The sequence below is a fragment of the Mesorhizobium waitakense genome (genome assembly GCF_056431085.1).
The window spans coordinates 47,367-70,367 of sequence record NZ_JBWKME010000162.1 but is presented as its reverse complement, the minus strand read 5'-3'; the positions used below and the strand labels follow the sequence as shown (position 1 = coordinate 70,367).

Genomic DNA, 23,001 nt, shown 5'->3' with positions numbered 1-23,001 from the left:
GGGCCTTTCAAAGCGATGCGGTTAACGTACTCACCCACAAATCAATAGGGTGAAAGGCACTCCTGGCGAGGACCGTAGTTCGGCTGGAACGTGTTGTCCGAAGCGCGGTAGCTGCGATAGCGGTCATAGCACCACTGCACATGCGAGTTTCCTTCGTAGACACGGTTGTTCTCGCTGTTGATGATCGCGCCGGTGATCAAGGCGCCGGTGGCAAAGGCAGCCAGCGGGAACCAGTTGTCGCCATGGCGACGATAACCGCGATGGTATTCGCGGTAGCCGCGATGACCATTCCAGTAGACAGCCCCGTCGTTGTTTCGGGCAAAGTTGCGACGGTTGCCGAAATCGCGGTTGCTGAAGTTGCGGTTGAAATGTCGGTTATGACGCCACTGCGAAGGGCCGTAGCGTGACTCTCCGACATTCAGAATATTCGACGACGAGTGAGACGCCTGTGGCACGAACATCTGAGCGGCATTGGCCGGCATGGCAGCCGCGGCGAACGAAACTGAGAAAGTGGTCGCCAGTATACCCGATACGATCTTGTTCACTGTTCTTCTCCTTCGAAAGGGTGATTGACGTCCCTTGTGCTGGGAGAACGGACGAGCCCGGCAATAGTTCCGCGCAAAAGTATCAAGTCTCTGATTTGTAATGTTTCTTTGGCCTAGCGATGGCCCAGGGGGCCGTTCGTTCGGCTGCTCGGGACGACCTCTGATACCCTACTCGAAGCGGACAGGCAGACAACGTCGCCTTGCCGGGAAAGCTTGGCTTGCCCATGCTCTTTTTCCGGTTGACCGGTCGAAGCACTCTCCCTATGTTCCGCGCAATTTCGAGGGCAGCGTTTCGAGCCCGCGGGAGCGCGTAGCTCAGCCGGTAGAGCAACTGACTTTTAATCAGTAGGTCATGGGTTCGAATCCCATCGCGCTCACCAAAACTCCAAGAAAATCAATACGTTGCAAGAGGTGAGGGGAGCTCTCCGACTCTATCGAAATTCGTGTCCGCGTAATGTCCGCAAAAACCGCTATGTCCGATCATTCCGCCGCGCATCGATTCCGGCATAATCAGGCACACAGGTGAAGAACACCGACCGGCGATCCCTGCCAACCGACTTGCACCGTTCGCACCGGAAAACCTTCACCAGATCCCATGGCGCCGTGGTCGAGCCCCAGGCGGGCACACAGGGCTTTCAGGTCGATCTTGTGGGAATGCTGGCAGGCTGGATGCCCGCAATTGACGTAAAACGATTCGCCCTCGCGGATAGCGTCGGCGATCGTCTTTGAGGCATGGTGCGGCCTCCAGATTGGAACGGGTGCCGCAAGGCGGAATATGGGTGCTGTTGGGCAAGAAAAAAGGCCCGGAAGCCGAAGCCGCCGGGATGAATGGCGGTCCGAAAAGCGTTTGTGGTTCATGCCGGGTGCTCACAACCCGAGCGCCCTCCTTAAAAACGTGATGATTTTTGGGAGAACACCATGAAACACCTTCTCGCGCTTATGACCGCTGGCTTGCTGGTAGGCACCGCCGGCACGGCTTTGGCTGCCAACGTCCACACCGTAACAGGCTCGCCCGGTCAGCCCAGCCAAACAATCGGCACCCCTGAAACAGGAAGTGCCACCCCCGGGCATTCCAGCACTGCTCCAGGCTCTGCCTTCAACCCGGACGGAAATGCGGGAACACACTATGCGGGCGAGCAACCGCAGAACTCGAAAAATCCTAAGAGCGTATCTCAATACGACGCGGCCGGTTTCCAGCAGTCACATAATCATTAGCTCTGAAAAACAATGGCCCGCCACGTGTAAGCAGCCTCGACAAGATGCGCGCGGCCCTAGAGGCGGCCGGCGTCGAGTTTATCCCCGAGAATGGCGGTGGCGCTGGCGTGAGGCTTCGGAAGGGCGGCCAAGACGGGGCAGGCTAAGGGCGTCCACCCCGTCTATATTCGCCGGGATTGATAAAGTTCCCTGCCCACAAGTTACGTTTGGCAATGCGGGCTTCGTGCTCTTCGGCAAGGTATCGAGGCGCTTGTTTGTCGGCGACCGCCAATCTGTGTTTCACCAGGTCGCGTCCGAGATCGATGCTTCCCGCGAAGCAGACGCCGACATCGTCGTCATAGCGGTCCTTGCCTTCGATGCTGCAAGATACATCCCCTACAGCAATGAGATGGCGAATGTGGTCACGCGCATACCTGCCGCAGGGCCAGATCTTGTCAGCGGCATCAAGACACGCCTGCGAAAGTTCGGGGGCATCAATACCCAGCAACTGAACTCGTTTCTTGTCATGCCACAGCGTGTCGCCGTCATTAGCAAACCAATGCTCTCCTGCGTACAAGGGGCCACAGGTGATCAAAAAGGCGAGAGCAAGGGTCAATCTACACATGGCCAGAGCAATTGTAATTATTGCGCCTTCTCGTCGTATCGAAAAGTGGGCCGGTTCGCTTTCCGCAATAAAACAGACGTTCCAAACCTGCTTCCTGTTCTCTGAAATCGTCAAGCACCCTCCCTTCGGGGGAGCCCGCTTGCTCTACTGGAATTCCGGCGCGATGGTCCGGCGCGGAAAAGGGAGCTGCCTTGATGATCGTAAAGTGCCCGAATTGCTGTGTGAGTGCCGACGTCCATATCCCGGGATCATCCAACAGGTTTCGACCGGCCCACCCACATCGCCAGAGAATGTCCGGTGTTGAAAGAGCGCCTTGAGGCGAAGGGGACGCTCAAAGGCGCGGACATGGACTGCCCCAACCTGATCAGGGCGGCAGGCGATGCCGCCGAAGATGTTCAGCGCGGTCGGCGCTAGGAGCCCTTCGCCTTCGCATAGTGAGGCTGAGGAAATAGCGCCGTACTTCAGTTTGAAATATCGGGCAGTTGAATCATGACTGCTTCAAACGGCTCATCGGAGATGACCTCTGTGGAGTGGCCGCTACCTTCCGTATCTTCCATCTTTAGAATATCGCCAGCCGAGATGACATGGGGCTCGCCAATATCTGGCGTAATCCTCATCCTGCCAGCTAGGCCGAACAGGATGTGTCGCCTGGGCGTTGGATGTTTTTCACCATTCCAGCCCAAGGGGAGCCGGATCAATACGTATGCCGAAGCCGGTTCGGCATCCGAAGCCCATAGAGGGGCGGCTGGCGGCGCGAAGTTCCTTAAATCGCGAGAAATTTCATAGGTTTCAAAACAGCTCGCACCTGAAGCATTCGCGAACAGCCGAAGCGCGGTTCTGGGAGCGTTCATAACGGTCTCCACAAGGTTTGATAGCGACACCTAGAATTATATATCGAACGCCAGAAAGACGCCCTCCGAGATTCAACGTCGCTGCCATATATCCCCGTTCCAACGCCGCGACCAAAATAACGCTGCTCAGGACACCTGCCGGAACGGCAGAAGCTCGACTTCCCGTGACGCGTGCTCCCTAGCGCTTTCCGACATCAGTTGCTGCGCGACCGGCTGCACATTTTCCTTATAGGTGATGCATCTGTCGTAGACCTTCTTGGCCACGCGGTCCTTGCCAATGCGCTCCCATTCCGGCGTCCAGGGCGCATCCCAGTCAAACTGCTGCGCGATGAGAAGTTCTCGGTCAAAGCATTGCGGATCCCGTTCCAAAATCTGGCGGGCTTCATCGGCCAATGGCGTATAGGCCTGGACCGCAGCCATCTTTCTGGCGCGAGCAGCCGAATCCAGTTGGATTTCCACTTCGACAGCCTCCGGCACGTTGGGAACCGCGGCGGAGCAAAGCTGCTTGCGCCCCGGCTTCGTGCCTTGCAGACGCCTGTTGAGGGCATTGCCGAATGCAAAGGCCAGATCATGCATCGGATTGTAGCCATCGACCGCGTCCGAGACGACTTGCACCTCATGCATGTGAGACAGATCGGCGCTGATTCTCGTCAGCACATCGGCAAAGACGGCACTATCCCTGGCCAACAGCGCTTTATACCAGGTGGCGTCGGGAATATCGCCGAACACCGCGCCTGCGGTCGCGCCGGCAGCTTCCACCAAGTCGCGTGAATATTGGGTTCGGGAAGAATGGCGTCCGCCTGAACCGTCCGTCAAAAGGTAGATTCGCGGTTTCTTGAGCTCAAGCCAGTGATGGATCCTGAGCTCATGCCCCGGATGGGCAAGGATCAGCACATGTTGCAACTTTTCAGGCAAAAAACGGCTCCAATCCAGGTTCGGCATGCATCCGCCTTTCAGACCGCATCAAAGGCGACCAGGCATCAAAGGGTTTCCCACATGAGTTGGCCCCGGCCATCTTTGTGCAACTTGTTTGGCCGATGCCTTCAAACTAAGAACGCTGCCTAGCATCTGTTATCCTCGCCGCCAATGCGGAGGTTGTGAAACAGCTAAGGAGGCGGCATTTGCGGGTTCTCATCACCAATCTGTTCGTGTCGTACAACAGCGGTACCGAAGCCGTTGTTGAATTGCTGGCCGACGGGCTTCGCCGCGGCGGTCATCAAACCATGTTGCTGGCTCCAACCCTTGGCGAGATGGCTGATCGAATGCGCCTGCGGGGACACCATGTGGTGGACCGAATTGCCGAGATCGTCGAAAAGCCCGACATTATTCACGCCCAGCATTTGACGCCTTGCCTGACCGCGCTGGCGCGGTTTCCCGATGTACCAGCGGTGTTTTCCTGCCACAGCGCTTTCTTCGAGGTCGAAGCTCCTATGCTTCATCCGCAGATACGCCGCTGGATCGCGGTCGACGAAGCGTGCAAGGCCAAATGCCTGTCGCGGGGTGTGCCGGCGGACCGATTGGACCTCATCTACAATGCAATTGACCTTGAACGCTTCAAACAGCGTCCGCCCCTGCCATCGAAGCCTTTGAAGGGGCTTCTGCTGACCAAGAATTTCGAACATCAGCAAGCGGTGCGCGAAGCCTGCGCCAGGAGCAATATGCAACTGGATGAGTTGGGACCCGCCACGGGCCGGTTTTCACATCAACTCGAAAAGGATCTGCTGCAATACGATATCGTGTTCGCAACCGCCCGGATGGCCATTGAAGCCGCAGCAGTGGGATGCTCGGTCGTGGTCTGCGACGCTCGTGGTTTCGCCGGTTTGCTCGACACGGCAAATATGGAGGCATGGCGGCGAATGAACCTCGGCGTCGGCCTTCTGACCAGGCCGACCACTGTCGAAAACCTGATGGAGGCGTTGTCAAATTTCGACGCTGACGACGCCGCGGAGGTCTGTGCATACTTTCGAAAGGTGGCGGGTGCCGAGCATTTCATCAACGAGCATCTTCGCACCTACAGTCAGGCCATTGAGACGAATGTCCAAACGACGGACGATGAGCGATCGCTCGCCACCGCATCCTGGATCGAGGAGATAGGCGTTTCGCGCGAACGCCGCAGATGGTTCAATGTCGCCAACGAAATTGGCGGTGCCTGGCGTGATTCCTCAGAACAGGCGACGCTTCTCGATCTGCTCAGGTCGAACACAAAAACCTTGGAGAGTGGTGCCGCAGCACTGACGGACCTTCGCGAACGGGTCAAATCCTTTGGCTCCGATGCGCTCCTCAACGTGGCCCATGATAGCCAGGCCAGACTATACCGGCTTGAAGGGCAGCTATCCGGCCTTTCAAGCTCTGTCGTTGATAGCGCCGCTTCGCTCCACAACGTGGCCCATGATAGCCAAGCCCGATTGCATCGACTTGAAGGGCAGCTATCCAGCCTTTCAAGCTCTGTCGCTGATGGTTCTGCTTCCCTCAACAGCGCGACCCAGGACAGTCGGGCTGCATTGCATCGAATTGACGGAGAGCTGTCGCGCCTTTCAAATTTCGTCAATGAGAGCAAACGGCTCTACAACGGCATGATACCGCTTTTTATAAGAAAAATGTTTCGTCGGGCTCGGGGGCGAGGTTGAGGGTGTCTGGAGGCGTTCGTGGCTATTCAATTTGCACATCGCCAAGGTCCGGCAGCAATTACCTGTGCCAGCATCTCAGCAGCACCGGAATGCTCGGGCATCCGCTCGAGTATTTCAATTGGAGGGGACGCCGATTTTTCGACGATCCAAATTTTCCCGAAGATGTAGCCGGGCAGGTCGAAAAAATTCTCACCATGGGCGCAACCTCCAATCGTATCTATGGTCTGAAAATTTTTGCCCACCAGCATGATTGGATTTCAAGCGAAATAGGCTGGTTCGACGCGCTTCCGAATCTTCGGTTCATCTTTCTATCAAGGCGGGACCTCCTCGGTCAGGCAATTTCCTGGGCGAGGGCCCTCCAAACCGGTCAATACCGCTCTACTCAACCGGTGAGCCAAGAAACGGTTTTCGATGCCGAGCTGATCCAGAGGCGACTCGATGCGCTGGTTCGGGAGAGGGCGCGCTGGGAGATGTTCTTTGCCCGGACCGGGATTGATCCTCTCAGGCTTGAATACGAGTCGATAGTCGCGGATCCATCGGATGCCGTCCGCCAAGTCGCGGACATGATGGGTGTGACGCTCCAACGCAGCCCGGGTTCCATCAGCATCGCGATCGAGCAACAGCGGGACTCAATCAGCTTCGAATGGGCCGATCGTTTCAGGCGTGAGCGGGGCAATCCAAATACGCTGGACTTTGTATAGGGTTGCCAGCATGCGGTGACGAACGTCGAACGGGTCGGGGATCGACGCTGCCCTTCAGCGACCTTCGAACACCAGCGAAACATGTCCGCCGGCATGCCGCTCCAGCCGGCCGGCGAGGTCGAGTTCCAGGAGCACCATGAAGACCTGGGCCGGATGCAGGCGGGTGTGGCGGATGATCTCGTCGACCGACACCGGCGTCGGGCCGAGCGCCTCGATGACGCGGGCGCGGTCGCTTTCGCCGGGCGGCGGCGTGACCGAGAAGTCGGGCGGGTCTTGAAACGGCGGCACGTCCGGCGCCCGCAAACCGGTCAATGGCGCGATCGCCCTGGAAATGTCCGACGCCTCGGTGACCAGAGTCGCGCCGTCCTTGAGCAGGCCGTTGGCGCCGGCGGCGCGCGGATCCAGCGGCGAGCCCGGCACGGCGAAGACCAGCCGGCCCATTTCGCCGGCAAGCCTCGCGCTGATCAGTGATCCAGAGCGCTGCGCTGCCTCGACCACCACCAGCCCAAGCGCCGCGCCCGCGACAAGGCGGTTGCGGCGCGGAAAATCCTGGGCGCGTGGCTGCCAGCCGAACGGCATTTCCGAAATGACGGCGCCGCGCTCGGCAATTTCCTCGCACAGGCCAGCGTTTTCGGGCGGATAGGGCAGGTCGAGCCCTCCGGCCAGCACACCGATCGTGCCGGTCGACAGGCTGCCCTGATGTGCCGCCGTGTCGATGCCGCGGGCCAGTCCCGAGACGATGCCGTAGCCGTCGCGGCCGAGCTCGGCAGCCAGCATGCGCGCCATCTTGATGCCGGCCAGCGAAGCGTTGCGGGCACCGACGATGGCGACCCCCGGCAGCCGGAACACTGCGGCATTGCCCTTGACGGCCAACAGTGGCGGCGGATGGTCCATGTTGCGCAACAGCGGTGGATAGTCGGGCTCTCCGATGCCGACAAAGCGCGCGCCGGCCTTTCGGGCTGTCTCCAATTCGGCCTCGGCTTCGGCGATCGACGGGATGCGAGCGACGCGGTTGGCGCCGCCCGAAATCATCAATTCCGGAAGGACCTCCAGCGCCACCTCGGCAGAACCGAAGCGGTTGATCAGGTCGCGAAACGAGGCCGGACCGACATTCTGGGTGCGGATCAGCCGCAGCCAACTCACCCGCTGCCGGTCGCTGAGGCGCGGCCCGGCGGCGGGTTCGCTCACGTCTTGGCTCCGATCTTGCCCTCGGTGCCGGCAAGCAGGCGCGAAATGTTTTCCCTGTGTTTGATAAAGACGATGATGCTCATCACCACGAACAGGGCGGCGATCTGCGGCGTGCTCAGGAAATAGAGGGCGATCGGCACGACAATGGCCGCCGTCAGCGCTGCCAGTGAGGAGTATCGGAACAGGAAGGCCATCACCAGCCATACGACGGCGAAGATCAGCGCCACCTGCCAGGCAAGGCCGATGAGCACGCCGAAATAGGTCGCGACGCCCTTGCCGCCCCTGAAGCCCAGCCATGCCGGGAAGAGATGGCCGAGAAAGGCGCCGAGACCGGCCCAGAGCGCCAATTCAGGCGCGAAATGGCCTGATATCAACACGGCGGCGGTGCCCTTCAGCGCGTCGAGCAACAGCGTCGCGGCGGCAAGCCCCTTGTTGCCCGTGCGCAGCACATTGGTTGCGCCGATGTTGCCCGAGCCGATCTTGCGCACATCGCCAAGGCCGGCGGCGCGGGTGAGCAGAAGTCCGAAGGGAATCGAGCCCAGGAGATAGCCGAACACCAGCGCCGGGATGAGGCTGTAAGTCATTGTTTCCCCCGCATTTCCCCAAAATGGCCGGATCAGGCGCGGTGCGCGGTGGCCGGCTCAGATTGAGAACACTGTGCGGCCCGCCACCAGCGTTTGCAAGACCTTGCCCTGCAACCGCGCGCCTTCGAAACAGGTGTTTTTCGAACGCGAGCGAATGCCGCTCTCGGCGACGATCCAGGGTTCGTCCAGATCGACCAGCGCAAGATCGGCAATCGCCCCCGGCTTCAGCGTGCCGCCAGGCAGGCCGAACAATCTCGCCGGAGCAGTCGATAGCGTCTCGATCAGCCTTAGCAGTGGCACATCGCCATTGTGGTAGAGCCGCAATGCCGCGCCCAGCAGGGTTTCGAGCCCGATGGCCCCTGCCGCCGCGTCGGCAAAGGGCAGGCGCTTGGTGTCGACATCCTGCGGATCATGCGAGGAGACTATGATGTCGATGGTGCCGTCCCTCACCGCCTCGATCATCGCAAGCCGGTCTTCCTCGGCGCGCAACGGCGGCGTCAGGCGGAAGAAGGTGCGGTATTCGCCAACGTCGTTTTCATTGAGCGACAGATTGTGGATCGCCACGCCTGATGTCACGGTCGCGCCGTCGCCTTTCGCCCGCGTCACGGCGTTTGCCGCCATCGCGGTCGAGATCTTCGCCGCATGGTACGAACCCCGCGTCAGCCGTGCCAGCGCAAGGTCGCGCTCGAGCGGGATGGATTCGGCTTCACGCGGGATACCTGAAAGGCCGAGCCAGCTGGCGTATAGGCCTTCGTTCATGACGCCGGACGAACCGAGGTCGGCATCCTGCGTTTCATGCACGATGGCGGCGCCGAAGTCGCGTGCATAGGTCAGCGCGCGGCGCATCACCAGGGCGCTCGATATGGTGTGGCGGCCGTCGGTGAAGGCGACGGCGCCGGCTTCGCGCAAGAGGCCGAACTCGGTCATCTCGCGGCCGTCGAGGCCTTTGGTAATCGCCGCCGCCGGAAAGACGTTGACGCTTGCGGTGTCCTTGGCGGTGCGCAGCACGAATTCGACCAGCGCCACATTGTCGATCACCGGGTCGGTGTCGGGCATCATGACGATGGAGGTGACGCCGCCGGCCGCCGCGGCGACACTGGCCGAAGCGATGGTTTCGCGATGCTCGCCGCCCGGCTCGCCGATGAAGACGCGGCCGTCGATCAGGCCTGGAATGATCGCCTTGCCGGCGCAGTCGATAACGGTCGCACCCCCGGGCGCGCCCTGGTTCAGCGCTGCCTTGCCGGCGGCGACGATCTTGCGGCCATCGACGATGACGGAGCCGACTTCGTCGATGCCACGCGAGGGGTCGACGATGCGAGCGCGCTCAAAGACCGTTATGCTCATGCGCCGCGGCCCTCTTGATTGCGGCCCTCTTGATTGCGACGGGGGTCGAGCAGCGCTTCCATCACAGCCATGCGCACCGCGACGCCCATCTCGACCTGTTCCTGGATGACGCTTTGCGGGCCGTCGGCGATTTCCGAGGCGATCTCGACGCCGCGGTTCATCGGGCCTGGATGCATCACCAGCGCGTCGTCCTTGGCCGCCTTCAGTTTTTCGGCATCGAGGCCGAAATAGCGGAAATATTCGCGCACCGAAGGCACGAAGGCGCCTTCCATGCGCTCGCGCTGCAGGCGCAGCATCATCACCACGTCGGCGCCCTTGAGGCCTTCGGCCATCGAGTGGGTGACGATGACGCCCATTTTCTCGATGCCGGCAGGCAACAGGGTCGACGGTGCTACGACCCGCACCTGCGCGCCGAGCGCGTTGAGCAGCATGATGTTGGAGCGCGCCACGCGCGAGTGCAGGATGTCGCCGCAGATCGCCACGATCAGCTTCGACAGCGGACCCTTGGCGCGGCGGATGGTCAGCGCATCGAGCAGAGCCTGTGTCGGGTGTTCATGTGCGCCGTCGCCGGCATTGACCACCGAGCAGCCGACCTTCTGGGCAAGAAGGGCGGCAGCGCCCGCCGACTGGTGGCGGATGATCAAGATATCGGGCCGCATGGCATTCAGCGTCATCGCCGTGTCGATGAGCGTCTCGCCCTTCTTCACCGATGAACTCGCCACCGACATGTTCATGACATCGGCGCCGAGCCGCTTTCCGGCGAGCTCGAACGACGATTGCGTGCGCGTCGAAGCTTCATAGAAGAGGTTGATCTGGGTGCGGCCGCGCAGCGTCGAGGTTTTCTTCTCGGACTGCCGTGAAATCGCGACGGCGCGGTCCGCCCGGTCGAGCAGAAGCTCGATGTCGGCGGGGGAAAGATCGCGGATGCCCAGAAGATGGCGGTGAGGGTAGAGTGGCAGGGACGAAGCGTCGGTCATCTCAAGGCGCTGCTATAGGGTGGAGATTTTGCGGCTGCAAGCGGCAGCTTTGGATTGGAGCCGTTCTCCCCGGTATTTTCATCGCGCGCCTTGTATGGCTTGGGCTATATCTAGCCGATGGCCTCGGATTCGTGGTTTTCTGACGATAGGGACCTTTCTCCCGATAAAAGGATTGGGCGTGACCGACGACGTGACGAACCAGCCGCCGCCGCTGACGGGCGGCAACGCCTGGCGGGGCGATCCGTTGCTGATCCAGCTTGCGGAGCGCTTTTCCGATCCGGTGCGCAAGGACCTCGACGGGCTCGGCCGTTTCGTGCTGACGCAGGAGGCGCAGGAATTGGCCCGTCTCGCGAATGTCGAGACGCCGAAGCTCAGGACGCATGACCGCCAGGGGCGGCGCATCGATGTGGTCGAGTTCCATCCCGCCTATCATGCCCTGATGCGCCGCTCAGTGGCCAATGGGCTGCATTCCTCGGTTTGGGAAAACGGCGACGCCGAGATTGGCCGCCGCCACCAGGTTCGCGCTGCCCGTTTCTATCTGACGGCGGAGCTCGAGACCGGGCATCTGTGCCCGATCACCATGACCAATGCTTCCCTGGCGGCGTTGATGGCCAGCCCAAAACTGTTTCGCGAATGGGCGCCGCGGGTGACGACGCGCAAATACGACCAGGGCCAGAAGCCACCGGTCGAAAAGACCGGGCTGACGCTCGGCATGGGCATGACCGAGAAGCAGGGCGGCACGGATGTGCGCGCCAATGTGACAAGGGCGGAACGCGTCGGTAGCGGGTTCTATCGCCTGACGGGGCACAAATGGTTCATGTCGGCGCCGATGTCGGATGCGTTCCTGGTGCTTGCACAGGCGCCGGAGGGGCTCTCCTGCTTCCTCGTGCCGCGCGTTCTCGGCGACGGCTCGGGCAACGGTTTCCGTTTCCAGCGGCTGAAAGACAAGCTCGGCAACCGCTCGAACGCCTCTTCCGAGGTGGAATTCGTCAACGCCATCGGCGAGATGGTCGGCGAACCGGGTGCGGGCGTGAAGACGATCATGGACATGGTGACCTTGACCCGGCTCGACTGTGCGGTCGCATCTTCGGCGATCATGCGTGCAGGTCTTGCCGAAGCCGTTCATCATGCCCGCCATCGACAGGTGTTCGGCGCCAATCTGATCGAGCAGCCGCTGATGCAGCGCGTGCTGGCCGATATGGCGCTCGATGTCGCCGCCGCCACCGCGCTGTCGTTCCGGCTGGCGCGGTCCTTCGACGAGGCGGCGAGCGATCGCGGCGAAGCGGCATTCGCCCGCGCCATGACGCCGGTCGTCAAATACTGGGTGTGCAAGATCGCGCCGCCTTTGCTCTACGAGGCGATGGAGTGCCTCGGCGGCAACGGCTATGTCGAGGAGGCGCCGCTCGCCCGCTACTATCGCGAGGCCCCGGTCAATGCGATCTGGGAAGGATCCGGCAATGTCATGGCACTCGACGTGCTGCGCGTGCTCGGCCGCGCGCCCGGCCTGTTCGAGGATGTGCTGGCCGGTATCGACCGTGACCTCGGCGCCGGCGGGCGCGGCACGATCGGCGTGCTGAAGGCGGCGATGCAGGTTGCCGCGACCGACGACGGCTCGGCCCGGCTGCTTACCGAACAGCTGGCGCTGTCGGCGGCGGCGGCGGAATTGCGCCGGCTGGGGGCAGGGCGAATCGCCGACGCGTTCGTCGAGACGCGGCTCGCCGGCCAGTGGCGCAACACCTATGGCATGCTCGATTCGCGCCATGACGCGCGCATGATCGTCGACACGCTCTATCCGCCTGTGAATTGAGTCTGCAAGATCGCAAAAAAACCGGCGCCTTTGATCATTTTGAGGCGCCGGCGAGCCTCCACACGCGCGTCACTAATCGCCGTTAACCTTAACAAATGGTTTCCGTTGCGGTGACGAGCGGCAAAGCCCACTGTCGCGGCGAGAGCAAGGAATGGTTCAAATTGGCCAAATCCCTGCTTTGCGAAGCGGGAATGCCGATGCGACATGTACTGACCTCTTTTCTGGCCTTGCACTGGGCGATCGTTTTCGCCCTGCTTGCGTTCATCTGCATCGACGGAAACCGTGGTGTGGCTGCGGCGCTGGGCGTGTTGGGTGCCACCATCGAGGGCACTCGCTTCATCGACCTCGACAACGCCATCGTCGTGGCCCCGCTCGCCACCGCCTTGCTGGTCGTCGCTGTGCTGTTCTTCTGGGCCTTTGTCGAAACCCTGATCAATGACGCGACCAGCCAGGACGTCGACAGCGTCGCCCGCATCGCTTTCATCTCCGCGTCCGGCGTGTTGTCGCTGATCGTCGTCGGCGGCGCCGCGCAAGGCATCAACGGGCTGTTCATGGTTGTGGCGGTGCAACTGGCGGCACTTCTGGCATCTTATGTCGCGATGCTTGCCGAGCGACGGTCCGTTGCGGCGGTTGCTCAGGGCGATGGCGAGATCCGCGTCGCCGCGCACGGCATGGCCGAGGCCGCGGCCCACAATTCGCTGCTTTCGCTCATATCGGGCCGGACAGGCCCGAATCCCAGGGGAGGCCGCTGATGCGTTACATCTTCGCATTGTGGGCGGCCCCGATGGCGCTGTTCTGGGGCTGGTTCTACCTGTCGCTTAACGACATGAATTTCGGTTATGTCATGCTGAGCCGGCGGCTGCACGACTTCGTCTTCCAGCTCTATGGCCAGATGCTCGGTATCGATCCGGCGACCATCCCCGGCATGGTGGCAAAGGCCTGTGTCTTCGATGGGTTTCTGCTGATGGCGCTGTGGGCGTTTCGCCGCCGCCGCGAAATCGCCGGCTGGATCAAGCGGCGTTGGGCGGGTCCGGTTCCGTTCGACCGGATGCGTGGAGCGACTGAAGCCGGTCCAAAACTCCCTGCAGAATAAACGCGGCTGCCGCCGAATCGATCTTGCCGGCGCGTTTGCGGCGCGAGAAATCCATCTCGATCAGCGTCCTTTCGGCCGCGACCGTCGACAGCCTTTCGTCCCAGAGCACGAAGGGCAGGTCGCTCACCTGCGCCATGTTGCGGACGAAGGCGCGCGATTTCTGCGCGCGCGGCCCTTCCGAACCGTCCATGTTGATCGGCAGTCCGATCACCACCGCGCCGGCATTCTCCTTCTGCAGCAAGGCTAGCAGCACGACTGCGTCGAGCGAGAATTTCCTTCGCATGATAACCGGGCGCGGATGGGCGAAGGAGAACCTCTGGTCCGAGACGGCGACGCCGATCGTCTTGTCGCCGAGGTCAAGCCCTGCCAGCGTCTTGCCGCCGGCAAGCCGCGCCGGCAATTCCTCGATCATGATAATGCCCAATGGCCGTCCTTCGCCCTTCACCGCCATGTGTTCTCTCAGACACACAACGGACACAGTAACCCTTTGATCTCAGGGCTATCGGCGTTCTATCCTTTGGCAAGGCAAAAATCGAGGAAAGCATTCATGAAATTGACCTGGTACGGCCACTCGGCGTTTCGCATCGAAACCGCTGACGCCAAGATCCTCATCGACCCCTATCTGATCGGCAATCCGTCCTGGACGGGCGGCTGGGAAGGGCCGGCCGAGGGCATCACGCATGTGCTGCTGACGCACGGTCACAGCGACCACATCAGCGGTGCGCTGGAAGTGCTGGGCAAAACCGGCGCCCAGTTGGTCGCCAATTTCGAAATCTGCATGTACCTGGTGGGCAAGGGCGCCAGCGACAAGAAGATCAACCCGGGCAACATCGGCGGCACCGTCGATTGCGGCGGTTTCACGACCACCTTTGTCCAGGCGCTGCACTCCTCATCGTTCCCGGGCGATGGCGGCCAGAACACCTATCTCGGCAATCCGGGCGGCCTCGTCCTGCATTTCCCGGAAGACCGAACGCTCTATCACATGGGTGACACCGACATCTTTTCCGACATGGCGCTGATCAACGAGTTGCATGAGCCGAAGATTGGCATCGTGCCGATTGGCGACCGCTTCACCATGGGCGGTGCGGTGGCCGCGCTCGCCTGCCGCCGCTTCTTCAAATTCGAAACCGTGGTTCCCTGTCACTTCGGCACGTTTCCGATGATCGATCCGACCGCCGATAAGTTCGAGGCGGGCCTTGAAGGATCCGGCGTGAAGGTGGCATTGCCGAAGATCGGTGAGACGATTACGATTTAGACGCAGCCAAAGCGGAATGAAACCATGGCCTTGAGGCAGTCTCTTTGCGTGTCCATGTTGGTGCGGCGTCACCCGCGCTCGCCGCTGACGATTTCATCGAAGGCGTCTACCTCCAATCCGAGGAGCTTTGCACACAGGCCAGGAAGGCTACGCTGCAGACGCTGATCGACGCTGGCAACATCGTGCTTTCGGCGCATGGCCTGCAAGGTGTCGAATACAATTGCGAGTTCGTACAGATCAGCAAGGCGACAGCCTCGCCAAGCTGGGCGGTGACGGCCATCTGCCAGGAACCGGGTTATGTGTTTCCCGACGTCCTTTCAGTGACCCAGATGAGCTCGACGCAGATCGATCTCGTCTCGGTCCGGCCGGCCGATGACGAAAGCGAGGCGAACGGCAACAGCGGCAGCTACTATCTGTGCGAGGGCGTTGCCCTGCCATAGACAGCATCTAGACGGTAGACCGATGACAGAAGAGCTGGGCCGACGCCTGGTGCTCTCGCACGATGCAGGTTGCGCCGCGCGCGCGGCGCCGCTATAGCCCGAACTGGTTTTCCCCGAGGCAAAACATGTCCGTTGACGTCAAGACAGTGAAGCGCGTCGCGCGTCTCGCCCGCATTGCGGTGAGCGAAGAAGATGCCGAACGCATGACCGGCGAGCTGAACGCCATCCTCGGCTTCGTCGAGCAGTTGAACGAGGTCGACGTTTCCGGGGTCGAGCCAATGACCTCGGTGACGCCTATGGACATGAAGAAGCGCCAAGACGTCGTCACCGACGGCAACAAGGCCGCCGATATCGTAGCCAACGCACCGGCGACCGAAGAGAATTTCTTCCTCGTGCCGAAGGTCGTGGAGTAGCGCGCCGATGGCTATCGAGATCGCCGTTGAAACGCCGCTGCAGGACGACGTGCGCGGTCTGGTCAACGAGCTCAACCAAACGCTGCTCGAACTGACGCCGCCGGAGCACTGCTACCACCTGACGGTTGAGCAGATGGCCGGTGAGGATACGACCGTTTTCATCGCCCGCGACAACCGCCTGGCCATCGGTTGCGGCGCGCTGAAGCGTCATGACGGCGCCATCGGCGAGGTCAAGCGCATGTACACGCGGCCTTCGCACCGCGGACGCAAGATCGGCGCAGGGATCGTCGAGCGGGTCGAGACGCTGGCGCGCAAGGAGGGGCTGAAACGTCTGGTGCTGGAGACGGGCGATCGTCATCCAGCCGCGTGGACCGTCTACGAACGCGCCGGGTTTTCGCGCTGCGGCCCGGTGCTGGATTATCCCGATTCCGAACGGTCGGTGTTTTACGAAAAGAGCCTTTGATGAGCGACCTGACCCAGCTGACGATTTCGCAGGCCCGCACCAAGTTGCGCGGCAAGGAAATCACCGCGACCGAAATCACCGAGGCCTATCTCGCGGCCATCGATCGCGCGAATCCGGTGCTCAATGCCTATGTGGCGGTGACCGGCGACAGAGCGCGGGACATGGCGAAGGCGTCCGACGCCAAACTGGCGAAGGGCGAGGGCGGTGCGCTGGAAGGCATCCCGCTCGGCATCAAGGACCTGTTCGGCACCGAAGGCGTCCATACCCAGGCCTGCAGCCATGTGCTCGACGGGTTCAAGCCGCGCTACGAATCGACCGTTACCACCAATTTATGGACCGACGGCGCGGTCATGCTGGGCAAGCTCAACATGGACGAGTTCGCCATGGGCTCGTCCAACGAGACGTCCTACTATGGCCCGGTCATCAACCCGTGGCGGCGTTCGCGCCTCGACACGGTGGTGATGCCGACCACGCATCAGGGCGACGGCGGCTTCGTATCGGCTGGCGGCACCAGGACCGCGCGCAGCCTGGACAATGCGCACCTGGTGCCTGGTGGTTCTTCCGGCGGTTCGGCAACCGCGGTCTCGGCTTTCCTGTGCGCCGGCGCGACGGCGACTGATACTGGCGGCTCGATTCGCCAGCCCGCGGCCTTCACCGGCACCGTCGGCATCAAGCCGACCTATGGCCGCTGCTCGCGCTGGGGCATCGTCGCCTTCGCCTCGTCGCTCGACCAGGCCGGACCGATCGCCCGCGATGTGCGCGATGCCGCGATCCTGTTGAGATCGATGGCCTCCGTCGACCCGAAGGACACGACCTCCGTCGACCGGCCGGTGCCGGACTATGAGGCGGCGATCGGCAAGCCGATCAAGGGCATGAAGGTCGGCATCCCCAAGGAGTACCGCGTCGACGGCATGCCCGAAGAGATCGAGGCGTTGTGGCAGAAGGGCATTGCCTGGCTGAAGGACGCCGGCGCCGAGATCGTCGATATTTCCTTGCCGCACACCAAATACGCGCTGCCGGCCTATTACATCGTGGCGCCCGCCGAGGCGTCATCCAACCTCGCGCGCTACGACGGCGTCCGCTACGGGCTGCGCGTGCCGGGCAAGGACATCGTCGATATGTATGAGAAGACCCGCGCCGCCGGTTTCGGCCGCGAGGTCAAGCGCCGCATCATGATCGGTACCTATGTGCTGTCGGCGGGCTATTACGACGCCTACTATCTGCAGGCGCAGAAGGTGCGCAATCTGATCAAGCGCGACTTCGAGAATGTCTTCGCCACCGGCGTCGATGTCATCCTGACCCCGGCGACACCATCCGCCGCCTTCGGCATCGCCGATGAGGACATGGCGGCCGATCCGGTCAAGATGTATCTGAACGACATCTTCACCGTCACCGTGAACATGGCCGGCCTGCCGGGCATCGCCGTGCCGGCGGGTCTGGACGCCAAGGGCCTGCCGCTGGGCCTGCAACTGATCGGCCGGCCGTTCGATGAGGAAACCCTGTTCCAGACCGCCGCCGTCATCGAGCAGGCGGCCGGCACATTCCAGCCGGAGAAGTGGTGGTAAGGATGTCGCTCGTCCAACGGGGTTGAGCGATGTTCTTCTATCTTTCCAAAGTCTTCTGGTTCTTCATCCAGCCGCTCAACCTGACGATCTTCCTTCTGCTGGCGGGATTGGTTGCCGCAAACATCGGCCGCCGGCGGCTTGCCGTCACCGGCAGCGTGCTGGCGTTTCTGATCCTTGGGCTGTCGGCCTGGACGTCGCTTGGTGCGATGATGCTCAACCCGCTGGAGGAGCGTTTCGCGCGCCCGCCACTGCCGGAAAAGGTCGACGGCATCGTCGTGCTCGGCGGCGGCTTCGAAGGTGCCATCAACCTGGTGCGCGGCGGCTATGAATTGAACAGCGGCGGCGACCGGATGGTCGAGACCGCGATTCTCGCCCGGCGCTTTCCAACCGCGAGGGTGGTCGTCTCCGGCGGCACTGGCGAACTGTTCCTCGAAGGCGAGGGCGACGCAGCCACGGCACCCCGATTGCTCACTGCACTTGGTGTGACGGCCGATCGCCTGATCCTCGAGAACAAGTCCCGCAACACCTATGAGAATGCCGTCTTCACCAAGGAGCTGGTAACACCGAAGCCCGGCGAAACCTGGCTGCTGGTGACCTCGGCCTTCCATATGCCGCGCGCCAAGGCGCTGTTCGACAAGGCCGGTTTTGCAACCATTCCCTGGCCGGTCGACTACCGCACCACGGGGCGGGAAGGCATCGGCCTGTTCCGCGACAATCCGGCCGATTCGCTGCAGGTCACCACAATGGCCATCCGTGAATGGATCGGGCTCTTCGCCTACTGGATATCGGGCCGGATCGATCAGCCTTTTCCCGCGCCCGGCGGCTGACCGATCACCGCGTGTCTGGCCGCCGAGAAGAACTGGCGCCGCACCAGCACGGCCAGGAGCAACAGCGTCGACAAAACGAACACCGTGGGATCGACGAACCAGCCGAGATAGCCGATCGAGAAGAACACGCCGCGCAGGCCGGAATTGAAATGCTTTCCGGCCAGCATGTTCATTTGCGTAGCACGCCAGACCGCTGTTTCGGTGACCGGGTTGCGTGACGCTTCACCATGCAGGATCGGCACGGCGCCGATCAGGATCGTGCAATAGTTGAACAGCCGGTACGCCCAGCCGAATTTGAAGAACGAAAACGCCAGGATCAGGACCAGTCCGAACACTTTTATCTGAAAGGCCGCGCGCGACGGGGCGTCGCCCAGGGGCAGGTCGCTCAGCACCTCAAGAACCCGGTCGGATGCGCCGAGCAAGGCAAAGCAACCGCCGATCGCGATCAATGAGCTGGAGGCGAAGAAGGCGGTTCCCTGTTGCAACCCGCTCATGATGGCGGTGTCGACGATGCGGATCTCGCGTTCGGCCATGGTGCGCATCCAGGCTTGCCGCTGCGTGTTCATCGCCGTTGTCAGCGACACGCGGCTGACCAGCTTGCCGTCGGAGGCAAGCGTGTGCAGCAGCCACGCGACGAGGAAGAAAGCCAGCGCCGCGAGATCGGCTGTCGAAAGATCGAGGGAATCGCCCATAGTCCGAATTTATCACATTCAGTGCGATCGCTTCGATGCCCGCCAGAGAGCGATCGAACCAATGTCGCTGCCGGAGCAAACAAGGTCGGCAGGCGATGCGCCGCGATTTCCAAAAGAGCGGAAACATCCTGGGAATTCCTATATATAGTCCTTGACGTGACTCCAGGAGACAGCGCCGCGTGTTCCTTTCGGTTTTCGACCTGTTCAAGATCGGCATAGGACCCTCGAGTTCGCACACGATGGGTCCTATGACCGCCGCAGCGCGGTTTCTCGACGAGGTCGCGGGAACTGACTGGCCGCGTCCGGCGGGCGTCAAGGTCGACCGTCTCGCCGCCAGCCTGCATGGCTCGCTCGCCTACACAGGCATCGGCCACGGCAGTGATCGCGCGGTCGTGCTCGGCCTTGCCGGCCTGACGCCGCAGACTGTCGATCCCGATCAGGCTGATGGCATTGCCAGCCGCATCACCGCGGAGAAGCGCATTTCGCCGCCCGGCCATCCGTCCTATCGTTTCGACCCGGCCACCGATCTGGTGCTGGACCGCAAGACGCCGCTCACCGGCCACGCCAACGGGATGGCGTTCTATGCCTATGATGCGGGCGACCGCCTGCTGCTCAAACGCATCTACTATTCGATCGGCGGCGGCTTCGTGGTTTCGGAAGAAGAGCTGCAGCGGATGAAGGCCAAGGGGTCGGTGACGACCGAAGGCAAGAAGGTGCCGTATCCCTTCAAGAATGCGGTCGAGATGCTGGCGATGGCTAGCAAAAGCGGCCTTTCCATCGCCGACATGAAGCGGATCAACGAAGAGACGCAGATGTCGCGCGAAAAGCTCGACGCCGGCCTCGACGGCATCTGGAGCGCCATGAAGGGCTGCATCGACCGTGGCCTGTCACAGGACGGCATCATGCCGGGCGGACTGAAGGTGCGCCGGCGCGCGCGGATGCTGCATGACAAGCTGCAGGAGCAGTGGCAGCAGAACAGACCCAATCCCTTGCTCGCCAACGACTGGCTGTCGATCTACGCGATGGCGGTCAACGAGGAGAACGCCGCCGGCGGCCGCGTCGTCACCGCGCCGACCAATGGTGCGGCCGGCACCCTGCCGGCGGTGCTGCGCTACTGGCTGCATTTCCATCCCGAGGCCGATCAGCCGAGCATCCGCGACTTCCTGCTGACGGCTGCCGCCGTTGGCGGCATCATCAAGACCAATGCCTCGATCTCCGGCGCAGAGGTCGGCTGCCAGGGCGAGGTCGGGTCGGCATCCGCGATGGCCGCGGCTGGCTTGTGCGCCGTCATGGGCGGCACGCCAGAACAGGTCGAAAATGCCGCCGAGATAGCGCTCGAACATCATCTCGGGATGACCTGCGATCCGGTCGGCGGGTTGGTCCAGGTGCCTTGCATCGAGCGCAATGCGCTGGGTGCGGTCAAGGCGGTGACGGCTGCGTCACTGGCGATCAAGGGCGACGGCATCCATTTCGTGCCGCTCGACGCGGCGATCGAGACGATGCGCCAGACCGGCCTCGACATGAACGAGAAGTACAAGGAAACCAGCCTTGGCGGGCTCGCCGTCAATGTCGTGGAGTGCTGAGAGGCCGTTTGGAAACCCACTCCGGCGGCCATCTGGCGGCGTTTTCTGCGCTTCCAGTGCTCACGGACCCAAATGTCCGCTGCGCTCCGGTTCTCGAAAACACCACCATATGACTAGCCAGAGCGAATTTCGAAACGGCCTCTGGGCACCACAGGCTTGGTGTCTGGGTGCTGGCACTGTGGAGAAGTCGATCAGGCCGTTGACGCATCCGCGCGCCGGACTAAACCTTAGGCGATGTCTCTCAATCTCATAAAACTCTGTGTCGGCTGCGACAGCGTCGAGGATCTCGAAGAGTGGATCGCCTTTCGCCTCGACGAGCGGCGGCGCGCCGGTGAGCCGGTCGAGCAGTATCACACGACGCGAATGGTGCCGACGCGCGGCGCCGAGATCACCGACGGCGGTTCGCTCTACTGGGTGATCAAGGGCAATGTGCAGTGCCGGCAGTTGATCACCGAGATCCGGCCGTTCACCGACAGCGAAGGCATCGGCCGCTGTCATCTCATTCTCGATCCGCAAGTCGTGCGCACCGACTGGCAGCCGCGCCGGGCCTTCCAGGGCTGGCGCTATCTGAAACCGTCGGACGCGCCGGCCGATCTCGGCAAGGGCAAGGTCGGGCTGATCGAGATGCCGCCGAAGCTCAGGCGCGAGCTTGCCGATCTCGGCCTGCTGTAAGCCATCGCACTCTCAAGGGGTTGTCTGCTTCAATTGCGGCTGGTTTGCTGGCCCTCAAACTTGCGTCGCACTGGACTTGCAAGCGGCGCGACAACGCCACATCTTGTTTTCATGAGCGACAAAAAGCAGCCCGTGCCCGCAAGGGCCAATCCTGCGCCGGTCAAACCTCAATCCAACGCCGGCGAGATCGAAGCGTTTCTTCGGCAGGCAAGGACGCTGGCTGCGTCGGCGATGGGGTCAGGCAGGCTGATCCTTTCGCTCGACGCGACGATGAGCCGCCAGCCGACCTGGGATCTGGCTTGTGAGCTGCAGGGCCAGATGTTCGATGCCGTCGGCAAGGCCGGAACCCTCAGCGTCCAACTGGTCTATTTTCGCGGCCTGGGCGAGTGCCGTTCGTCGGCTTTCGTGGCCGACACCAATGCCTTGAAGCAACTGATGACGCAAATCGAATGCCGCAGCGGCAACACCCAGATCGGCAAGGTGCTGGCGCATGCGCTGAAACAGACGGCCACGGCCAAGGTCAATGCGCTGGTCTATATCGGCGATGCGATGGAAGAGAACATCGACGATCTGGCTGAAAAGGCCGGCAGCCTCGGCCTGCATGGCGTTCCTGTCTTCGTCTTCCAGGAGGGGCATGATTCCGGCGCAGAAAAGGCGTTTAAGGAAATCGCGCGGTTGTCCAAAGGGGCTTGGTTCCGATTTGATCGGCGGGCTGCCGCGACCCTGGCAGGACTGCTCTCGGCGGTCGCGGTGTTTGCAACCGGTGGGTTGAAGGCGCTCGAAGCCAGGGGCAGGCCGGAAGACCGGCTTATGATTGAGCATCTGCGGGGTGGCGGGAACTGATGGGCGCAATCATCGCATTGGTGGCATTGCTTTTGGTGCTTCTCGGCGTGGCCACGATCTTCCTTCGCGCCGACCCGGCAAAATTGGCCAGCGGCATGAAGACACTTGGGCCGGTCCTCCTAGGGCTGGTCGGCATCGCTATGGTTGCGGTCGGGCGCGAAGGCATTGGCGGCATAATTCTGTCGGCGGCAATCGCCTGGTATGGTTCCATGCGGATGAAGCAGCCGACGGCAAAGCTCGCGCCGGGCAAGCGTTCGACGGTGCGCACCGCAGCACTCGAAATGGAGCTTGATCACGATACCGGTGGCCTCGAAGGACTGGTCCTGGCTGGTCGCCACGAGGGCAAGATGCTTGGCGCGATGGGGCTGGCAGAACTGCAGCATCTCTACCGCGAACTCTCCGGCGATCCGGAGAGCCGGCAACTGCTAGAGACGTATCTTGACGGCAGATTTCCCGTCTGGCGCAAAAACGCTGATACGAACGGTGGCGAAGGGCTGGGTGTTGCGCCAGGTTCGGGCGCCATGACTAAGGAGGAGGCCTACAAGGTCCTTGGTCTTGAAGCGGGGGCCGCCGCGGCGGATGTCCGCAAGGCGCACCGCCGCCTGATGCAGCGCCTGCACCCCGATATCGGCGGCACGTCTTTCCTGGCGGCGCGGATCAATGAAGCCAAGGACGTCTTGCTCTCCAATCACAATTAGTTCTCCTTCGACGC

Annotated in this window: 26 protein-coding genes, 1 tRNA gene and 2 pseudogenes; 19 read left to right on the top strand and 10 right to left on the bottom strand. The window is 62.0% G+C overall.

Features of this window, described 5'->3' with window-relative positions; all coding sequences use genetic code 11:
- Positions 1-41 precede the first annotated feature (41 nt).
- Positions 42-545 carry a BA14K family protein gene (locus tag AC07FD_RS31065; protein WP_478352951.1) on the bottom strand — a complete coding sequence of 168 codons (504 nt, stop codon included), beginning with the start codon at positions 543-545 and terminating at the stop codon, positions 42-44.
- 304 nt (positions 546-849) lie between these two features.
- On the opposite strand from AC07FD_RS31065, the gene AC07FD_RS31060 reads away from it, so the two are divergent.
- From AC07FD_RS31060 to AC07FD_RS31045, 4 genes and pseudogenes are all read left to right on the top strand, one after another.
- A tRNA-Lys gene (locus AC07FD_RS31060) sits at positions 850-925 on the top strand.
- A 142-nt stretch (positions 926-1,067) separates the two neighbouring features.
- Entirely contained in the window at positions 1,068-1,274 is a 207-nt protein-coding gene (locus AC07FD_RS31055; protein WP_478352950.1) for a hypothetical protein, read from the top strand.
- Positions 1,275-1,463: 189 nt separating this feature from the next.
- Complete coding sequence (locus tag AC07FD_RS31050; RefSeq protein ID WP_478352949.1) at positions 1,464-1,760, top strand: adenylate cyclase; 297 nt, start codon at positions 1,464-1,466, stop codon at positions 1,758-1,760.
- A 44-nt stretch (positions 1,761-1,804) separates the two neighbouring features.
- Positions 1,805-1,906: pseudogene (locus AC07FD_RS31045) on the top strand (transcriptional regulator); the annotation flags it as partial.
- Here AC07FD_RS31045 and AC07FD_RS31040 read toward each other — a convergent pair.
- From AC07FD_RS31040 to AC07FD_RS31030, 3 genes are all read right to left on the bottom strand, one after another.
- Positions 1,903-2,478 (bottom strand): thermonuclease family protein, encoded by a 576-nt coding sequence (locus AC07FD_RS31040; protein ID WP_478352948.1) that lies wholly within the window; start codon positions 2,476-2,478, stop codon positions 1,903-1,905. The pseudogene AC07FD_RS31045 and the gene AC07FD_RS31040 overlap by 4 nt on opposite strands.
- A 347-nt stretch (positions 2,479-2,825) precedes the next feature.
- Positions 2,826-3,215, bottom strand: coding sequence for a cupin domain-containing protein (locus AC07FD_RS31035; protein ID WP_478352947.1), 390 nt, complete (start codon positions 3,213-3,215; stop codon positions 2,826-2,828).
- Between the two features lie 126 nt (positions 3,216-3,341).
- A complete protein-coding gene (locus AC07FD_RS31030) occupies positions 3,342-4,157 on the bottom strand; it encodes a hypothetical protein (RefSeq protein WP_478352946.1) in 816 nt (271 codons plus the stop codon).
- Positions 4,158-4,336: 179 nt separating this feature from the next.
- Between AC07FD_RS31030 and AC07FD_RS31025 the strand changes: the two genes are divergently transcribed.
- Both AC07FD_RS31025 and AC07FD_RS31020 read left to right on the top strand, forming a co-directional pair.
- Positions 4,337-5,842, top strand: coding sequence for a glycosyltransferase (locus AC07FD_RS31025; protein ID WP_478352945.1), 1,506 nt, complete (start codon positions 4,337-4,339; stop codon positions 5,840-5,842).
- Positions 5,843-5,844: 2 nt separating this feature from the next.
- Positions 5,845-6,543 carry a Stf0 family sulfotransferase gene (locus tag AC07FD_RS31020; RefSeq protein WP_478352944.1) on the top strand — a complete coding sequence of 233 codons (699 nt, stop codon included), beginning with the start codon at positions 5,845-5,847 and terminating at the stop codon, positions 6,541-6,543.
- A 54-nt stretch (positions 6,544-6,597) separates the two neighbouring features.
- Here the strand turns inward: AC07FD_RS31020 and dprA are convergent, their stop codons facing one another.
- Genes dprA through AC07FD_RS31000 form a run of 4 tightly spaced genes read right to left on the bottom strand, consistent with a single transcriptional unit; the run spans position 6,598 to position 10,636 of the window.
- Positions 6,598-7,731 carry a DNA-processing protein DprA gene (gene dprA, locus AC07FD_RS31015; protein WP_478352943.1) on the bottom strand — a complete coding sequence of 378 codons (1,134 nt, stop codon included), beginning with the start codon at positions 7,729-7,731 and terminating at the stop codon, positions 6,598-6,600.
- A complete protein-coding gene (plsY, locus tag AC07FD_RS31010; RefSeq protein WP_478352942.1) occupies positions 7,728-8,315 on the bottom strand; it encodes a glycerol-3-phosphate 1-O-acyltransferase PlsY in 588 nt (195 codons plus the stop codon). The genes dprA and plsY overlap by 4 nt, the downstream gene beginning before the upstream one ends.
- A gap of 57 nt (positions 8,316-8,372) precedes the next feature.
- Complete coding sequence (locus tag AC07FD_RS31005; RefSeq protein WP_478352941.1) at positions 8,373-9,659, bottom strand: dihydroorotase; 1,287 nt, start codon at positions 9,657-9,659, stop codon at positions 8,373-8,375.
- Positions 9,656-10,636: an aspartate carbamoyltransferase catalytic subunit gene (locus AC07FD_RS31000; protein WP_478352940.1), complete on the bottom strand. Its 981-nt coding sequence runs from the start codon at positions 10,634-10,636 to the stop codon at positions 9,656-9,658. Before AC07FD_RS31000 ends, AC07FD_RS31005 begins: the two co-directional genes overlap by 4 nt.
- 178 nt (positions 10,637-10,814) lie before the next feature.
- Here AC07FD_RS31000 and AC07FD_RS30995 point away from each other — a divergent pair, with 178 nt between their 5' ends.
- The 3 genes from AC07FD_RS30995 to AC07FD_RS30985 all read left to right on the top strand — a co-directional run bounded on the left by AC07FD_RS30995 (position 10,815) and on the right by AC07FD_RS30985 (position 13,536).
- Positions 10,815-12,443: a DNA alkylation response protein gene (locus AC07FD_RS30995; protein WP_478352939.1), complete on the top strand. Its 1,629-nt coding sequence runs from the start codon at positions 10,815-10,817 to the stop codon at positions 12,441-12,443.
- Between the two features lie 197 nt (positions 12,444-12,640).
- A complete protein-coding gene (locus AC07FD_RS30990) occupies positions 12,641-13,195 on the top strand; it encodes a hypothetical protein (protein ID WP_478352938.1) in 555 nt (184 codons plus the stop codon).
- Positions 13,195-13,536 (top strand): DUF6105 family protein, encoded by a 342-nt coding sequence (locus AC07FD_RS30985; protein WP_477288773.1) that lies wholly within the window; start codon positions 13,195-13,197, stop codon positions 13,534-13,536. Before AC07FD_RS30990 ends, AC07FD_RS30985 begins: the two co-directional genes overlap by 1 nt.
- On the opposite strand, the gene ruvX is transcribed toward AC07FD_RS30985, so the two are convergent.
- Positions 13,454-13,960, bottom strand: coding sequence for a Holliday junction resolvase RuvX (gene ruvX, locus AC07FD_RS30980; protein ID WP_478352977.1), 507 nt, complete (start codon positions 13,958-13,960; stop codon positions 13,454-13,456). The genes AC07FD_RS30985 and ruvX overlap by 83 nt on opposite strands.
- 123 nt (positions 13,961-14,083) lie before the next feature.
- On the opposite strand from ruvX, the gene AC07FD_RS30975 reads away from it, so the two are divergent.
- From AC07FD_RS30975 to AC07FD_RS30950, 6 genes and pseudogenes are all read left to right on the top strand, one after another.
- Positions 14,084-14,791, top strand: coding sequence for a metal-dependent hydrolase (locus tag AC07FD_RS30975; RefSeq protein WP_478352937.1), 708 nt, complete (start codon positions 14,084-14,086; stop codon positions 14,789-14,791).
- A 24-nt stretch (positions 14,792-14,815) separates the two neighbouring features.
- Positions 14,816-15,231, top strand: a pseudogene (locus AC07FD_RS30970) (hypothetical protein).
- A 125-nt stretch (positions 15,232-15,356) separates the two neighbouring features.
- The gene (gene gatC / locus AC07FD_RS30965; RefSeq protein ID WP_095091833.1) at positions 15,357-15,644 is read left to right on the top strand and encodes an Asp-tRNA(Asn)/Glu-tRNA(Gln) amidotransferase subunit GatC; all 288 of its coding nucleotides are present in this window, start codon (positions 15,357-15,359) and stop codon (positions 15,642-15,644) included.
- Positions 15,645-15,651: 7 nt separating this feature from the next.
- Positions 15,652-16,107, top strand: a complete 456-nt coding sequence (locus AC07FD_RS30960; protein ID WP_478352936.1) for a GNAT family N-acetyltransferase — start codon at positions 15,652-15,654, stop codon at positions 16,105-16,107.
- Positions 16,107-17,672 (top strand): amidase, encoded by a 1,566-nt coding sequence (locus tag AC07FD_RS30955; protein WP_478352935.1) that lies wholly within the window; start codon positions 16,107-16,109, stop codon positions 17,670-17,672. The genes AC07FD_RS30960 and AC07FD_RS30955 overlap by 1 nt, the downstream gene beginning before the upstream one ends.
- Positions 17,673-17,701: 29 nt before the next feature.
- Positions 17,702-18,499: a YdcF family protein gene (locus AC07FD_RS30950; protein ID WP_478352934.1), complete on the top strand. Its 798-nt coding sequence runs from the start codon at positions 17,702-17,704 to the stop codon at positions 18,497-18,499.
- Here AC07FD_RS30950 and AC07FD_RS30945 read toward each other — a convergent pair.
- Positions 18,472-19,191 carry a DUF599 domain-containing protein gene (locus AC07FD_RS30945; RefSeq protein ID WP_095091829.1) on the bottom strand — a complete coding sequence of 240 codons (720 nt, stop codon included), beginning with the start codon at positions 19,189-19,191 and terminating at the stop codon, positions 18,472-18,474. The genes AC07FD_RS30950 and AC07FD_RS30945 overlap by 28 nt on opposite strands.
- Positions 19,192-19,370: 179 nt before the next feature.
- Between AC07FD_RS30945 and AC07FD_RS30940 the strand changes: the two genes are divergently transcribed.
- From AC07FD_RS30940 to AC07FD_RS30925, 4 genes are all read left to right on the top strand, one after another.
- Positions 19,371-20,774 carry an L-serine ammonia-lyase gene (locus AC07FD_RS30940; protein WP_478352933.1) on the top strand — a complete coding sequence of 468 codons (1,404 nt, stop codon included), beginning with the start codon at positions 19,371-19,373 and terminating at the stop codon, positions 20,772-20,774.
- Positions 20,775-21,008: 234 nt separating this feature from the next.
- On the top strand, positions 21,009-21,446 hold the full coding sequence (locus tag AC07FD_RS30935) for a DUF1489 family protein (protein ID WP_095091827.1): 438 nt from the start codon (positions 21,009-21,011) through the stop codon (positions 21,444-21,446).
- Positions 21,447-21,557: 111 nt separating this feature from the next.
- Positions 21,558-22,289, top strand: a complete 732-nt coding sequence (locus AC07FD_RS30930) for a vWA domain-containing protein (RefSeq protein WP_478352932.1) — start codon at positions 21,558-21,560, stop codon at positions 22,287-22,289.
- Complete coding sequence (locus tag AC07FD_RS30925) at positions 22,289-22,987, top strand: DnaJ domain-containing protein (RefSeq protein ID WP_478352931.1); 699 nt, start codon at positions 22,289-22,291, stop codon at positions 22,985-22,987. Before AC07FD_RS30930 ends, AC07FD_RS30925 begins: the two co-directional genes overlap by 1 nt.
- Positions 22,988-23,001: the final 14 nt, after the last annotated feature.